Annotated in this window: 12 protein-coding genes; 6 read left to right on the forward strand and 6 right to left on the reverse strand. The window is 63.8% G+C overall.

Going from position 1 to position 14,207, the window contains the following annotated elements; translation table 11 throughout:
- Positions 1-2,558: PD-(D/E)XK nuclease family protein (locus AC1RKJ_RS21965; RefSeq protein WP_492793262.1), on the forward strand; the 2,558-nt coding region annotated here is incomplete at its 5' end.
- Positions 2,555-5,842, forward strand: coding sequence for a UvrD-helicase domain-containing protein (locus AC1RKJ_RS21970; RefSeq protein WP_298272548.1), 3,288 nt, complete (start codon positions 2,555-2,557; stop codon positions 5,840-5,842). The genes AC1RKJ_RS21965 and AC1RKJ_RS21970, both read left to right, overlap by 4 nt.
- A 2-nt stretch (positions 5,843-5,844) precedes the next feature.
- Here AC1RKJ_RS21970 and AC1RKJ_RS21975 read toward each other — a convergent pair whose 3' ends face one another.
- Positions 5,845-7,281, reverse strand: coding sequence for a UvrD-helicase domain-containing protein (locus tag AC1RKJ_RS21975; RefSeq protein WP_200894364.1), 1,437 nt, complete (start codon positions 7,279-7,281; stop codon positions 5,845-5,847).
- The gene (locus AC1RKJ_RS21980; protein ID WP_292616034.1) at positions 7,244-8,962 is read right to left on the reverse strand and encodes an ATP-dependent nuclease; all 1,719 of its coding nucleotides are present in this window, start codon (positions 8,960-8,962) and stop codon (positions 7,244-7,246) included. The genes AC1RKJ_RS21975 and AC1RKJ_RS21980 overlap by 38 nt, the downstream gene beginning before the upstream one ends.
- Positions 8,963-9,123: 161 nt before the next feature.
- Here AC1RKJ_RS21980 and AC1RKJ_RS21985 point away from each other — a divergent pair, with 161 nt between their 5' ends.
- The 4 genes from AC1RKJ_RS21985 to AC1RKJ_RS22000 are packed head-to-tail and all read left to right on the forward strand — an operon-like array spanning position 9,124 to position 10,958.
- The gene (locus AC1RKJ_RS21985) at positions 9,124-9,459 is read left to right on the forward strand and encodes a type II toxin-antitoxin system PrlF family antitoxin (RefSeq protein WP_043854905.1); all 336 of its coding nucleotides are present in this window, start codon (positions 9,124-9,126) and stop codon (positions 9,457-9,459) included.
- The gene (locus AC1RKJ_RS21990) at positions 9,456-9,962 is read left to right on the forward strand and encodes a type II toxin-antitoxin system YhaV family toxin (protein WP_043854906.1); all 507 of its coding nucleotides are present in this window, start codon (positions 9,456-9,458) and stop codon (positions 9,960-9,962) included. The genes AC1RKJ_RS21985 and AC1RKJ_RS21990 overlap by 4 nt, the downstream gene beginning before the upstream one ends.
- 30 nt (positions 9,963-9,992) lie before the next feature.
- On the forward strand, positions 9,993-10,742 hold the full coding sequence (locus tag AC1RKJ_RS21995) for an AbiU2 domain-containing protein (RefSeq protein WP_043854907.1): 750 nt from the start codon (positions 9,993-9,995) through the stop codon (positions 10,740-10,742).
- Between the two features lie 27 nt (positions 10,743-10,769).
- Complete coding sequence (locus AC1RKJ_RS22000) at positions 10,770-10,958, forward strand: hypothetical protein (protein ID WP_043854910.1); 189 nt, start codon at positions 10,770-10,772, stop codon at positions 10,956-10,958.
- On the opposite strand, the gene AC1RKJ_RS22005 is transcribed toward AC1RKJ_RS22000, so the two are convergent.
- From AC1RKJ_RS22005 to AC1RKJ_RS22020, 4 genes are all read right to left on the reverse strand, one after another.
- Entirely contained in the window at positions 10,959-11,228 is a 270-nt protein-coding gene (locus AC1RKJ_RS22005; RefSeq protein ID WP_043854908.1) for a DUF4326 domain-containing protein, read from the reverse strand. It lies immediately after the preceding gene.
- Positions 11,229-11,294: 66 nt separating this feature from the next.
- Positions 11,295-11,609 carry a DUF736 domain-containing protein gene (locus AC1RKJ_RS22010; RefSeq protein WP_492793263.1) on the reverse strand — a complete coding sequence of 105 codons (315 nt, stop codon included), beginning with the start codon at positions 11,607-11,609 and terminating at the stop codon, positions 11,295-11,297.
- A 664-nt stretch (positions 11,610-12,273) separates the two neighbouring features.
- Positions 12,274-13,200, reverse strand: a complete 927-nt coding sequence (locus AC1RKJ_RS22015; protein WP_043854914.1) for an ArdC family protein — start codon at positions 13,198-13,200, stop codon at positions 12,274-12,276.
- Positions 13,201-13,538: 338 nt separating this feature from the next.
- Positions 13,539-14,126 carry a hypothetical protein gene (locus AC1RKJ_RS22020; protein WP_298272680.1) on the reverse strand — a complete coding sequence of 196 codons (588 nt, stop codon included), beginning with the start codon at positions 14,124-14,126 and terminating at the stop codon, positions 13,539-13,541.
- Positions 14,127-14,207: the final 81 nt, after the last annotated feature.

Below are 14,207 nucleotides of genomic sequence, written 5' to 3' on the forward strand. Positions count from 1 at the left end.
TTAATGCGGCGCGGGAACGGGCTATAGGCCGCCAAATTCTGACGCTCCCCCTTCTTGCCGCACAACTCGCCGGCGGCTTTATTGCACCGGCAACGCGAGAAATCTTGTATCCGGCCATAAGGGAGGCGCTCGAGGCCGGCGGATACGAGGACATCGACAAGGTTTCCCAACTGCCGGGGATGCCGGTGGCTGTGCTATCCGCGCTCCGAGACTGGTGGGACATGAAGCTCCCGGCTTCATTGCCCGAAAATGCTCGTCTCAGGGACTTCACGTTGCTCGAGGGCCGCGTGCGGGGTGCCCTGCCGCCCGGAATGCTGTCACCTCCCGATCTGGTCAAAACAGCCCTGGAGCGACTTCACTTTGCGCCGAAGTTGGTCGGCGCCATCACTGTTCAAGACATTCCGGATATCAAAGCGGTTTGGCGTCCGCTCATTCGGGCGCTCTGCGATGTCGTGCCCGTGCGATGGATTGGGTCACAGCACAGCCGGCGCGACGGGTTCATCGGAGAGATTGAAACGCGCTCCTCCGGTGCAGCATTGCTCGATTCCGCCGATCTCTGTGCCGATCCGCGAAGTGAAGTGAGGGAGGCATTGCGCTGGGCGCGCGCGCTTGTGACGGGTGGAAAAGCCACTCCCGATGAGATCGCTATTTCGGCCGCCTCGCCGGCGGCGTGGGACGATGCGTTTCTGGTTCTCTCGCGCGAGGCAGGGCTTCCCGTGCACTTCACACACGGTATTCCGGCGCTGGCGACCCGCGAAGGGCAGGCCTGTGCTGCCGTCGCGGACATCCTGTTACGTGGATTGTCGCAAGAGCGCGTAAGGTTCCTGTTTGCCCGGCTCCCGCGTAGCCCAGCCAAAGAGAGCCTGCCCGGCGACTGGGCCAAAGGCTTGCGGCGGAGCGCTGCGCTGACAAGCCCGGGGCTTTGGCGGCACGCTCTCGAGCAGGCGCGAGGCGAGCGGGCAAACGGCGATCTCGCGGAACGCGCATTGTTGCCTGTTCTGGATGACTTGGCCCGCGGCATTGCGGCTGCGGAGGTGGTCGGACGCCGTCTCTTGAAGGGACCGGCACTCACCTTGTGGCGCGATGCTTTGCGTATGGCGCCCCCACAGGCCATCGAGCTCTCCTTGCAGGCGCTGCGCGTGGCCGACGGACGCGAACCCGGAAACGCCATCGCGTGGGGACCTGCCCGTCACCTAGCAGCGGCCCCTCGCGCGCATGTCCGCCTCATCGGGCTGGATGCGAACGCGTGGCCAAGACGGTCGAGCGAAAACCCACTGATACCGCAACACCTGCTGGGACACCTCCGGCTGCCGTCTGCGGAAGCCGCCGAAAGTGACCAGGTGATGCATGACGTCATCGTCGGCCAATCGCAGAACTATACACTTTCACGCGCTTACAGGAGTGCGACGGGCTCCCTGCAGGCAGCCAGTACATTGTGGCCGAAGGACCGAGAGCAAGTCGTGGGACGTAGCGCGATACCCGCGCATGCCTTCAGCGAGAGTGATCGTCTCTATGCCCGCGCGACCGACGCCGGCAAGGACCCGCAAGTACGCGCAAGTCGTGCCTGCTGGCGCGCGTGGTGGGACAGCGAGCAGCACACCGCACACGACGGGCGGGTCCGTCCCGACCACCCGCTCATTGTCGAGGCTCTCGCCGAAGTTCAATCCACGACGTCGCTCCATCGGCTTCTCTGCGATCCGCAGGGGTTCGTCTGGGAATACGCGCTTCACTGGCGCGAGCCAAACCTCGACTCTCAGCCGCTCGCGCTCGACCATCGCGCGTTCGGCGAACTCGTTCACTCCCTCATCGGTGGCGTGCTGCGCGACGGCGTCCCCCGAAACGCCGACGAGATCGGGAGCGCTCTGGATCGAGAGGCGGCGGGCCTTGCCGAAACCTGGCCGATCACCAGGGCTGTTCCACCCGGCCTTCTCTGGGGTCATACAATGGCGATGGCCCGCGAGCGCGCGTTGCGAGGGCTCACAGAAGCTCTGGGCGAACAGCGCGGCGTGACCTGGACAGAGCTTTCCTTCGGCGAGCCACGCGACGGGCCTCACCCGTGGGCCACACTCGCGCCCGTCCCAATCGGGCAGACCGGCATTTCCTTCCGGGGACGGATTGATCGACTTGACGAAGATGGAGCGCGCGGCTCGGCGGTCATCACTGACTACAAAGTTGGGACCGCACCCGAGCGTAAGAAGCCGGTCGTGTTCGATCGCGGTACTGAACTCCAGCGCGTCTTCTACGGCCTCGCAGTGCGGTCTCTTCTTCCTGAGCTTCGAAGCGTAAGCTCGCAGCTGACGTACCTCAAGCACGACCCAGCGCGCACGCTGAGCCTGACTAACGAGGAGCTTGAGAAGGCCATAGACCAGGCCGTCGCTTTCACCGCGGCGGGCGCTCGCCTGCAACGTAGTGGCGAGATTGCGCCCGGGCCCGCGCCGGTATTCTTCGATCCGCTCTCTATTGCCCTGCCGGCGGACCTGGACTCCTACCGTCGTGTGAAGCGTCGTTTGTTTGCCCAGGCGAACGGCGCACTCGACAAGCTTTGGAGCAGCCCGTGAGTGTGCCCGACCTCGACGCCCGCAGGCGCGCACTCACCGATTTCGAATCCAACATACTGGTCGAGGCCGCGGCTGGCACCGGCAAGACGTCGTTGATGGCCGCCCGGGTCGCGATGATGATCGCGACCGGAATTGATCCCACAAAGATTGCTGCGATCACCTTCACCGAGCCCGCGGCGAGCGAGCTCGAGGCGCGGATACGCTGGACGATCGACGAGCTCCGCCATGGAAGGCTGCCGCCTGCACTCTCCGGGATTCTCTCGATGCCCTTAGGCAAGGCGGAGCGCGCGCAGCTCGATGCGGCAGCGCCACGCATCGGAGAAATCACGGCAACGACGATCCACGGCTTTTGCCAAGGCATCCTTCGTTCGCACGGGATCGACGCCGCGCTTGACCCTGGTTCGCGCGTGGTCGACGAGACCATTGCCGATGCCCTCTTTGATGAAGTGCTTGCGGCTTGGCTGAAGGAGATGCTGGCGCGCGGCGACGAACTGGACGGTCCGGTTGCTGTTCTTGCGAAGGACGATCCACTGGGCGTCGTAGAGCGGGTCCGGGAGCTTGCCGACCTCCGGCGAAAGCATCGCAGCGCGACCGTGCCAGCCCCGGATTTCTCAACTCGGCCGGACCGCACTTTCGCCGACGCCGTCACCGCATTTTCCCGCTGGCATGCCGCGGGACCTGGAGAGACGTGGACAGCCGATCTCATCGCCGATCTCGAGCGCCTTGCTGCGTTCTTCGAAGGTGACCACGCGAACGCGGGATTTTCCGCGTTGTGGCGCCTGACTCGGCCGCCGCGCATCAGCATGATGCGGCAGAAAAGTATCGACCTGCTGCCCTACGACAGGATGCGCGTCTGGAGACAGGCGCTCGGCGAAGCGGACGGGCGCCGTCGCGGACAGGAAGCAGCGGAACACTTCGAAAGGGTTCGAGCGGCTTATCGGACGCTGATTGGCTCCATTGCGCAAAGCTTGGTGCATGAGCTGGCTACCCACCTAACCGGAGTGATCGAGGCTTATGACCGGCGCAAGCGCGAGGCGGCCGTTCTCGACTTCGATGACTTGCTGCGGCAGGCGCGAGCGCTGATCTGCGAGAATCCCGACATTCGCGCTTGGCTCGCCGCCCGCTACGCGTACCTGCTGGTCGATGAATTTCAGGACACCGACCCCGTACAGGCGGAAATCGTATTCCGCATAGCCGCGCGCTCGCAGCCCGAGACTTGGAGCAGTGCGGTCTTGCGCCCCGGCGCGCTGTTCCTGGTTGGTGACCCCAAACAGGCGATCTATCGCTTTCGCGGCGCTGACGTGGAGTCCTACGCGCTCGCGAAGTCCGTCATTGCAAAGGCCAAGAATGGCTGCCTGCTTGCTGTCACTGCGAATTTCAGATCCCGCCCGGAAGTTATTGCGCACGTCAATCGCGTGTTCCAAGGCGTTCTCGAGAAAGCGGGCCAGCCGGGTTTCGTACCACTCGCGCCGACCCTTGAGTTGCCGCCACTGCCTTTCGCGGCGGCCGCGAAACTGACAATCGACGTTCAGCGGGATGCGAACGCCGAGGAACAGCGCGAAGCGGAGGCGGCCGCCGTCGCCGGGCTGTGCGCACGCCTGATCGGCGCGCTGAAGATCTGCCGACCGGACGGGACCGAGCGGTACTTGCGCGCAGGCGATATCGCGTTGCTCGCGCCGACACACACGGATCTTTGGCGCTACGAGCGCGCCCTTGAAGCCCGCCGGATCGCGGTGGCCTCTCAAGCGGGCCATGCGCTATTCCGCCGGCAAGAGCTTCAGGACGTCCTCGTTCTTATTCGCGCGATTGCGGACCCGCTGGACACGCTGGCCTTCGGTGCGCTCATGCGAGGCCCGGTTGTCGGTCTGAGCGACGAAGATCTTCTTGATATCACGGCGGCGCTCTCTCCCGACCAAGACGGTCGTCGGCGCTTCCAGCTGCGGACGTCGTCAGACGAGGTGAGCCATCCCCTTGCACGGGACGTCTTGGCAAAGCTTCAGGCGCTTCATCGTCTTGCCGCAGAACTCACGCCGATGCAGCTCGTCGCCTTTGCGATCGAGCGCCTGAACTTGAGAGTGGTCATGGCGGCACGGCACGGCCAGCGGAACGCGCGTGCGCTCGCAAACCTCGACGCTATTGTCGAACTCGCAAGGCCTTACAACGTCGCTGGTCTCCGCGCCTTCGCGCTCGATCTCCAACGCGGATGGCAGAGCAAGCGCCGACATCCGGAAGGAAGGGTCGACGCATCCGAGGACTCGGTAGAGATCGTCACTATGCACAGCGCCAAGGGTCTCGAATGGCCCGTCGTCATAACGGTGAATTCATCGACCCGCTTCAAACCCCAGGACCAGTTTGTCTATCGGCAATCCGACGACACGATCCACTGGATCGTCGGAGGCATCGAACCGCCTGCGCTTGCGGCAGCCCGCGAAGAGGAGGAATTTCGCGAGGCACGGCAGCGCGAACGGCTTTGGTATGTCGCGACGACGCGCGCACGCGATCTGCTGGTGATCCCGGAGCTGCCGGGCGCGCCTTCACGCTCGTGGTCAAGGGTGATGAATCTCGGGCAAAAGGAGCTTCCCGAAATCCAAGCTGACATGTTGCCTGAGCCCGTCCCCGGCGTTGTGCACCCCGCCGCCAATGATCAGACCGAGATCGTCTTCGCGGCCGAACGGAAGACGTTGGCAGATGCTTCACCGCCGATCATATGGGACCGCCCAAGCGAGCGCGACGCGGATCGCAGCGCCGAGATCGTGGACGCGTTCGTTCTCGACGACGCGTCCCATGCGTGGCCGGAGATAGATGGAGCGGGCGCGCTGCGCGGTTCGATCCTGCACAAGCTTATGGAAGAACTCCTCACGGGCGAGCTCGGATCGACCCGGGGCCAGGCGGCGGCGCGCGCGGCTGAGCTGCTCGTCCAACTGGAATCGAGCGTCCGCGACGAGCGGGATGAAGGAGGACCCGACGCGCTCGAAATGGCGGAGACGGCCCTGCGCACATTGGCTCTTCCTGAACTCGCACCCTTCCTCGGGCTACTTGTTCCTGAAATCCCGCTCTGGGCGGCAAATCCGCCGCACTACCTCGCCGGGCGCGCGGACGCGGCCGCTATCGAGGGGGAACGCATTGCACTCGTCATCGACTGGAAGTCGGACGTGAATCCGACCACGGCGGCGCACGGCGCGCACGCAGCGCAGCTGCGCGACTACCTCAGCGTCACGAATGCGCAACGGGGCGCTGTCGTTTACATGACCACGGGCCAAGTGTCCTGGATCGAACCCACGTAGCGTCACCAAGGCGGATTCAGTATCGGTGTCGGAGTGCAGACAAGCACCCGGCGCGAGCCGCGCGTCATCGCGACGTAGAGATTGCGCGCGTTGAGCACGCCGGCATTGAGGACCACAGAGATGTCAGCTTCGAGACCTTTCAGCAACAGCGTGCTTCCGACGGAGCGTCTGGCAAGTGGCCGGCCAATGAGCCTGGACTGTTCCCGTATCGCGACCGTCGCGTCTCGGAACGACGGCCCGCCTGCCGCAAGTTGCAGAGCCCGCTGCGCGGCCGCCAGCACCGCGGGGCGGTAGCATCGGACGCCGCCCGCTCGATTGATGGCGGCGAGGAGATCGGCGACCTGCGCGAGCGACCGCGACGCTTCGAATCGAACGGCGGTCTGCTCGATGTCGGAAAGAGCCCGGCCGAGTTTTCCGGCGCTCGCCGCGGCGACCGATCGCATGAGGTCGTCTGCGGAAAAGGCGCTCATCAAGTTCTCCGCGAAATCGGCCACGACGGAGAGCGCGTCCGCTCTAGCGAGGTCGAGCGCGCCTCCGAAATCGGTGAGATCGCGCAGGTCAACAGCCTCGACCGTCACCGCTCCCTCGACCTGCCGAGCGAAGCGACGCTGTCCACGAGGATCCGTACTGTCGCCGATAATTAGGACCTTTGTCTCGCCCGGCGCCTCTACCGCAGCGGCAGCGTGCCGCAGCGTATCGTCCTGCCGACCATCGAGCTGAATCCACTCGACACCGCCAGGTGCCATCCGGAGATCGATTGGTCTGCCTGTCGCTAAATCGGGCCTTATCGCCAGCAGCCAATTTCCCAGGTCGCGTGCCCCCGCGTTGATCCACCGCCAAGGGGTCGCGAGTTCTCCCACAATCGGAAAAAACGACACGACGTCCGCCTGCCAGTCCGCCAACGGATCGCCGCCGAATCCAAATATCGACTGAAAGGGATCTCCGACGACGGCGGCAGGTAGGCTCTGCGCCAGCCAGGTTACGAGGGAGTGCTGGCGGATCGAACAATCTTGGTACTCGTCGACGAACAGGTGCGCGAAACTGGCGGCGAGGACATCGTTCAGATGTCCGGCCGCAACGAGCCGCGCTGCCGAGCCGCGGATCGCTTCGTAATTCGGCCGGGCACCGTTGACGATATGGGGATCGTGTCCCGCGCGTTGCGGAAACGTCGAGATCAATCTGATTGCGAAGCCGTCCAGTGTCGTGGCGCGGTAGGAGCTCGGCTTCACGCCAGCCCTCTCGAGGCGGCCGCGGAGCGCCGCTACCCCGGCGTTGGTGTGCGTCAGCACCAAGATCGGCTTCGACCTGTTATGTCGCGCGAGAGCCTCGATGATGAGTTGGGTCTTACCACAGCCCGCCGGTGCTATCACCAGCCCGCGGCTTATCGAGCGCAAGTCGATCTCAACGGCTGCCATCTTCGACCCAGTCAAGAACGCCATCCATTACACTGGTGAGGCTGGCGTCGGAATTTCCATATGCGGGGCCGACAATGGCCCGCCCCGCCGTCTCCATCGTGCTGATGGTCTTCAGCCATCCAAAGCGCGCTGCTGCATTCCCCAGAAGAGCGCGACTATCGGGAGAGAGGCCGTCTATCAGCGCTTCCGTTTCCAGATCGCCGAGCGCCTTCGTGCCTCCTGAGATTGTCTTGACATGCGCTTCGATCAACGCGCGATCCTTCGTCTCGATAGCGAGCTCGAGCAGTTCGCCGACAGGACCGTCCGGCAGCGCGGCAAACAGCTCCTGTTCGAGCGCCCGGCCGCCCCCCCATGCAAAGACCCTGCCGCCGCCCGCCATAAAAGTTGCCTCAGCCGCTGCTGGAGCGGGCTTGTCGCTATCTCTCAGAATGGCGGTCCGGTATCCGAGCGACTGCAAAGCGAGCGCGCGGCTGAAGGTTTCGTCGCCATTGCCGTTGACCAAGGTCGCACCGCAGGCGGACAGCGACGTCTCGCCGCTCGCGGTGAAATGCTGGTCCAGGCCACGCATCAGACCGATTTCGCTTCCGCCCTCGCACACCACTATCGACGAGGCGAGCAAGGCATGGGCGTGGGCGCGGATTGTGCCCTGTACATTTCCCGCATCGCTCGCCCGAGTGGCCATATGCCGCCCGCCTTTCTCGCGAACGATATGGAGCTGGTAGGCACTCAGTTCGGCGACGGCAATCGGCGAATGGCTCGTTGCAAAGACCTGCAGCAGCGGCAGCTCTTCCTTCGCGCCCAGCGCACCGAGCAGGCGGATGATCCGGTGCGGCTCGAGCCCATATTCCAGCTCGTCGATCAGAAACGTAGTTGCCTTCTCGGCCGCCTTCCGCTGCAGGGCGGCGATCAGCAGTCGCGACGAACCAAGACCGAGAGCACGTAGCGGCACCCCCTCTTCATCATGGAGCGAGATAGTGCCACCGGTGAACGTGACCGAACCGGCATCAATCAATGCCTGTACGGCTGCTCCAACGGGTACGCCCATATCCCCGGCGGCGGCCGTGACGATCTTGAGCGGTTCCTTGAGTTCTTCGAGTTCTTTTTGGTCGAAGGCCTCGCGCATTTCGCGAGCCGCGCGCGTCAGCTCCTTTGATGCGTCTGCGTTGCCATCGGTGAGTTTGGTCAGCACTGAGCCGCGTCGCCAAGTCAGATGCACATCTCCGGTAACGCCAAGCCTCGCGGGAGCGATGCGGGTACGATCAGCCCAGTTGAGATTGCGTGTCCGACCTGCAGCCTGAGCGCGTGGGGAGACGAGCGTCCATTCGGGTTCAAGATCGTCCTGCACTGTGAGCTGCAGCGTCAACGCGGTTTCGAGCCCTGCGCCGGGTTCCGGTTCCACCAACCCGGTGGCCACATCGAAGCCCACCAGGAAGTCGCCATAGGTGTCGATGTTCTTCAGGGGGTCATCGAGGGCGCCCAGAGTCAGTGCAATGCGGACGGCTTGGCCGAAATCGAGAGCATGGAAGTCGGCGTCGGTGAAGGAAATCGATCGGCGAGCGCCAAGGCAAAGATCGATGGCATCAAGGATCGTGGACTTCCCGCTGTCGCCGGGGCCGATCAGGCAATTTATCCCTGGTCCAGGCAGCCAGCGAAGGCCTTTGATGGCCCGAAAATTGTCGATCTCAACCACACGGACCAGCGCCATACCGCTTCCCCCAAGATCGTTCGCCGCCGGGAGCGTCCATCGAATCGGTGGATCCAGCCGCCGCGGTCCAACCCTCCGTGTCACTGCGGACGACTCGGCTGAGCTTGACATACAATGCAAATGCATTACATGGGTTGGCATGACGACGCAAGGAGCCGGTTATGGCTAAGACGGCTGAAATCCTCGAAATCCCCGCGACCATCACGGACCGCGGGCAGACGACCGTGCCCGCCGCCATCCGCAAGATGCTTGCGCTCGGCAAGCGCGACCAAGTCGTGTTTCGCGGGCTGGCAAACGGCACCGTCGTGATCGCGAAGAAGTCGGCGGACGACGGCGATCCGGTGATCGGCACGTTCCTCGCATTCCTGGCGCGTGACATGGCAAACGAGCCATCGCGGATTCGGCCGGTGCCGAAGTCGCTGGTCGCGCGCGGCAAGTCCCTCGTCAAGGGCGTCAAGATCGATCTCGACGCGGCTCTGCCGGAAGATGAGGCGTGAGCAGCGGCGACACCGTCGAGATCAACGGTTGGACGATCTTTGCGCATCCGCTGTTTCTCGACCAGCTCGAGGCGATGATCGCGGCGGTCGAGAAGGGGCGCAAGAAAGACCCAAAGGGATATAAGAAGAGACGCACCGCAAAACTCCTCGCGGCCGTCTTGAAGGTCGCGTTCGAAGATATTCCAGGTGACCCGACCCGCGACGTCTATCGACAGGGCGGCACGCTCGGCGACGACTACAAACACTGGTTTCGCGCGAAGTTCTTGCAGCAGTTCCGGCTCTTCTTTCGCTATCAGCAATCGGCGGCTTCCAAGATCATCGTCCTTGCCTGGGTGAATGATGACTCGACGCTGCGCGCCTATGAAAGCGCCAACGACGCCTACGCCGTGTTTCGCAAGATGCTAGACCGCGGAAATCCGCCAGACACCTGGAAAGAACTCGTGGCGACAGCATCGAGCGATGACGCCAAACGGCGTTTGTCTCGCTCAACACGCGGCAGATAAGATTGGGTCTCACGCAAAGGCTGATAAGCGGTGACGATCACAGCGGAGGCGGCATTCGAGCAAGAGCTGGAAATCTTCCGCAAAGAGGAAGAGACCGCCCAACAACAGTTTTTTGCCTATCTGTCCGTGCGCGAGCTGGCGGCCTCCGACACCGAGGTTCTCAGGGCAATGAACACGACGCCACTCTTCTGGCTGACGACTCATCATGCCATGCTCGTGTCGGCCTTCATCGCGCTCGGTCGCATCTTTGACCAGAATTCCGCTCACAATATCGACAGCCTGATGGCGCTCGCTTCAAAAGACCTTTCGGTCTTTTCGAGACCGGCTCTTGCGAAGAGGAAAGAGAAAGCCGGACTGAAGACGGACGAGGCCGCAGCGTATGTTAGCGACGCGTTCGAGCCGACAGCGAGCGACTTGAGAGCGTTTCGCAAAAAGATCAAAGCGCAACGCGTGATTTACGAAGCGCGATATCGGGACATCCGCGACAAGGTGTTCGCTCACAACGAAATCTTCGATCTCGACTTGGCCAATCAACTTCTTGCAAACACCAGCGTTGCCGAAATGAAAGCGGCGTTCGGTTTTCTCCACGCACTCTATGAGACCCTGTGGCAACTGTTCCACAATGGCCGAAAGCTCGGATTGAATGCGAGAGCGTTCGTGCTGCCGCCGGGGTCGATGGCGGGTGCACAGATGCTCCCCGGGGAGAAAGTCTTTCGAGAAGGTCAACGTGTCCTCGCGCACGTCGTGCGGGGCATCGAAGCTGAAGCAAAAGGCAGCTGACGTATGAGGCCAAGGAGGAAGCGCAGCATGGCGAGTATCCAACTCTCCGCAACCCCAAAGGGAAATGGCTATCAAGCTACCGTGACGTTCGCCGACGGAGCATCGATGAGTTCAGAGGAGACCTACCCGACAATCGCCGAGGCCATAACCGCCGCGGCGATCAAGCTGCTCGACATGCCCGAACGGCTGGCGGCACTCGACCGGCCACGCGGTTAATCAGCGCCTGTTCGCGAGGTCCACCAGCACGTCGCCATGGCACGCGAGCGGTGCGCACCAGCACACGAGATCGCGGCCGCGAAGCTCGTCGAGCGCTTTGACCAGCGCGGGCTGCGCGACGATCCACGCGCGATATTTCGCGATGACCTCGGCGCGAGAACCGTCGCGCCCGATAACGAACGGGTTGCCCCATGTACTCGGGTGCCCGATGTAAACCTGCGTCGCACTCGTGCGCTTGCCGACAGCGCCCGCATTCAAGACCTTGCACATGATCGTTCTCCTTTCCGCTCACGCGGGAAGGCCCCGCCTTGCGGCGAGACCTTCTACGCGGGCGTCTCAGTCGCGGTTCGGACGAGACCAGATGAGCGAGTGGCCTTCTTCGCCTTCCACCTCGACCAGCGTGGCGTAGATCGGAGCCGGAAAGCTCGGGTCGTCCAGCTTAACCGAGAGATAATCGCGGTTCTGCTCCTGGGACTTTTTCTTCCAAGCTGCCCCGAATTCGATAGTGCCCGCGAAGATCCGGTAATCGGGGGCCTTGTCCGAGGTCCGCTCGGCCGGGACGATCTTGGCCTTCACGGTGCCGAGGGCGAGGGTCTTGACGCTGCCCACGAAGCCGTTGCCGTTGACGGTGAAGTTGCCGATGGTAGCCATGTTCGTGTCCTCTTTCGTTTCTCGGGCCGCGACCACCGCGACCTCGATGGCGGTCGTTGACCGGAGGCGATCGGACCGCACCCGAAGGGCCGCCACGCAGTAGAGGGCGGCCAAGGCAAGGCTTTCTTGTCTCGCGAGGAATGGGCGCGCAGCGAACAGGGGAAGAAAGCCGAGCACGGCCGTTGCGGTCTTGGGATCGAGGCGGAGCGCAGCGACGACGGCCTTCGGTTAGACATGCCAAATCGAGGACGCATTGGCCGCGTCAGGCCGAACGATGGGGATATGACTGAGCGACAGACACGCCACACCGCACGACAACGGCAAGGGCACGTTTCGTGAAAGAGACTCGCACGCGTTGTGCAGGCTTTTCTCCGGCCAGCGGCTTCAGCCGCGACCCCGGGCGCTCGCATTGCGATGACACCAGGCATTCGTCCAGCGGGAAGACGTCCACCCAAGAACAGACGGGCGTTTCGGACACCCCGCGGTCCCGCCCGACGCATCTCGCCGATGCGGCTCGATCAGGCGAAGGGCAAACACCGCCATCCCCCGGATGCCAGCCGCGACGCCGCACGCAAGAAAGGTCCCGCCGCAAGGCGAGGCCTTTGTGGTTTCGAGAAATGCGAAACGATGACGTGCAGGCGTCCGAGCCGCGGATGATTGCGCCTCATGCCGCTTGATCGATCTCGGCCGGCTTGGGCTGAAGATCATGAAGATAGGTTACCGCGCGTTGCGCATGCGCGGCTGCCGAGAAGATAAAGCGCTTGTCGTTGGCGAGGACTTCGAGCCACGATGCGAGGTAGCTGGCATGGTCCGGCCTCGGCTCAAGTTCGGGCACGATACCGAGATCCGCACTGAGGAAACACGCGCCAAGCTCGGCGATCAGTTCTTCACGTGCGCGTTCGCTGCGATCCTTCGCGTAACGGCTGAGATCGCGATTGACGCGATGCGCCGGAGCCGTCCAATGCACACATTCATGCGCGAGCGTGGCGGCGTAACTTTCCGCGTCACGGAAGCTCTCAAACGGCGGCATTTGAATAACGTCGAGCGCCGGTGCGAAGAACGCCTTGTCACCGCCGTGCCGGATGGTTGCGCCGGTGTTGGCGAAGAACGCGTCGACATGCGCGATGCGCTGCGCCGGCGCGATGGTCGGCTGCGGGCGTCCGTAATAGTGATCCGGCAAGTCGTCGATCTGCTCGACGCAAAACACCGTGTAGGCGCGCAGGAACGGGACGGCGCGTTCGACTTCGTCGCCATGCTCGTCCGTCTCGGTCTTGGTGACCTTGTTGGCGTAGACCACCACCGTTCCGCTCTCGCCTTTGCGGATGTGACCGCCGAGTTCGAGCGACTGCTTGAACGTCATCCAGATCGGCGACGTGAAGCCGCGCGCGACGGCTTCCGACCAGAGCAGCACGACGTTGATGCCCTGATAGGGCATGCCGTTGTGGCGCAACGGGCGCGTGATGTGTACAGCCGCGTTGGTCGCATCCCACGGCTTGACCCATGGACGCACGCCGCGCTCGAGATCCGCGACGATGCGATCGGTGATCCGCGCATAGATGTCGGCGCGGGGTTTGGTTTCCTTACCTGTCATGATCCTAACCTCCGTTGGGAGGCCGCGCTCATCGCGGCCCGTCACGGCGGTCCGCTGCGAAGGCCGGCGGGGCCGCGCATCCGGTGGCGATGGTGGCCGGGGTGTCGGCAGAGACGCGGGACCGGAACGCAGTGGAGGACGGCAAAGCCGTTGCGCTGCCACGCCGGCCGGAGCATCGACCGCAAGCCGGCACGGGCCGCGAATGGCGCTCCATTCCGATTCATTTCTGTTTGCTCTTTTCTGCCGTGACGCCGTGCGACATGAAAATGGCCGGTCCCGAAGGACCGGCCGACATCGGATCGCGAGCGGGAGGCGGGGCCGAAGCCCCGCCGGCGGCGTCAACCGAATGCTGCCATCTGAACCTCGGCGGCCTTGCGGCTGACGGTCTCGCCGGGTTGTTCGGGCTGGCGCTCGAACGGCTTCCAGCTCTCGCCGACGACGTGCTCATAGGCTGCGGCGGCGCCTTCCGCCGCCATGCGCAGTGCATGCGCCTGAACGGCGACCTCTGCGGCGAATTCGCGCTTGCGCTGGGCCGCGGATTCGAACCCGACGGGTCCGTCGAGGTCCTCGTCGCGCGTGTCGTTGGCGAGCTTCGCTGTTGCCTGTCGCGCCTCGGTGACGGCGCGGCTGTAGAACTGGCCGGCGCCGTGCGCTGAGCCGACATAGGAGCCGACGATGCGTTGCAGGTGGATCTGCATGGCGCGTTCGTTGAGGCCTTCGCGGAGCGCATCGGCGGTCTCGGTGATGAGCCGTTGGTGGAGATCGCGTATGCCGTCGCTGTCGAGGACGGGGAGGCCGAAGCTCTCGGCGATGCGGGTGGCTTGGGCGGCGTCCGGGCAAACGAGCCGGACCATTTCGACTGTTGTGCCGCGGCGCAGCGGGACGATGCGAGCGCTGGTGCGGGGTGCGCGAGCGGTTTTGGTCATGGTGAAGTCCTTTCCAAGGTTTCGCCGTCGGGTTCGATCCGGCCCCTGCCGGCTCTCCCTTCGGGTGCGGTCGCCCAGCGC

The sequence above is a fragment of the Afipia sp. GW822-FHT04G07 genome (genome assembly GCF_058800765.1).

What these genes read in the sequence shown, in the direction of transcription:
- AC1RKJ_RS22005 (WP_043854908.1), bottom strand. Translation starts at nt 11,228, where the DNA reads ATGTGCAAGGTCTTGAATGCGGGCGCTGTCGGCAAGCGCACGAGTGCG.
- AC1RKJ_RS22000 (WP_043854910.1), top strand. Translation starts at nt 10,770, where the DNA reads ATGGCGAGTATCCAACTCTCCGCAACCCCAAAGGGAAATGGCTATCAA.
- AC1RKJ_RS22020 (WP_298272680.1), bottom strand. Translation starts at nt 14,126, where the DNA reads ATGACCAAAACCGCTCGCGCACCCCGCACCAGCGCTCGCATCGTCCCG.
- AC1RKJ_RS21975 (WP_200894364.1), bottom strand. Translation starts at nt 7,281, where the DNA reads ATGGCGTTCTTGACTGGGTCGAAGATGGCAGCCGTTGAGATCGACTTG.
- AC1RKJ_RS21980 (WP_292616034.1), bottom strand. Translation starts at nt 8,962, where the DNA reads ATGGCGCTGGTCCGTGTGGTTGAGATCGACAATTTTCGGGCCATCAAA.
- AC1RKJ_RS22015 (WP_043854914.1), bottom strand. Translation starts at nt 13,200, where the DNA reads ATGACAGGTAAGGAAACCAAACCCCGCGCCGACATCTATGCGCGGATC.
- AC1RKJ_RS21985 (WP_043854905.1), top strand. Translation starts at nt 9,124, where the DNA reads ATGGCTAAGACGGCTGAAATCCTCGAAATCCCCGCGACCATCACGGAC.
- AC1RKJ_RS22010 (WP_492793263.1), bottom strand. Translation starts at nt 11,609, where the DNA reads ATGGCTACCATCGGCAACTTCACCGTCAACGGCAACGGCTTCGTGGGC.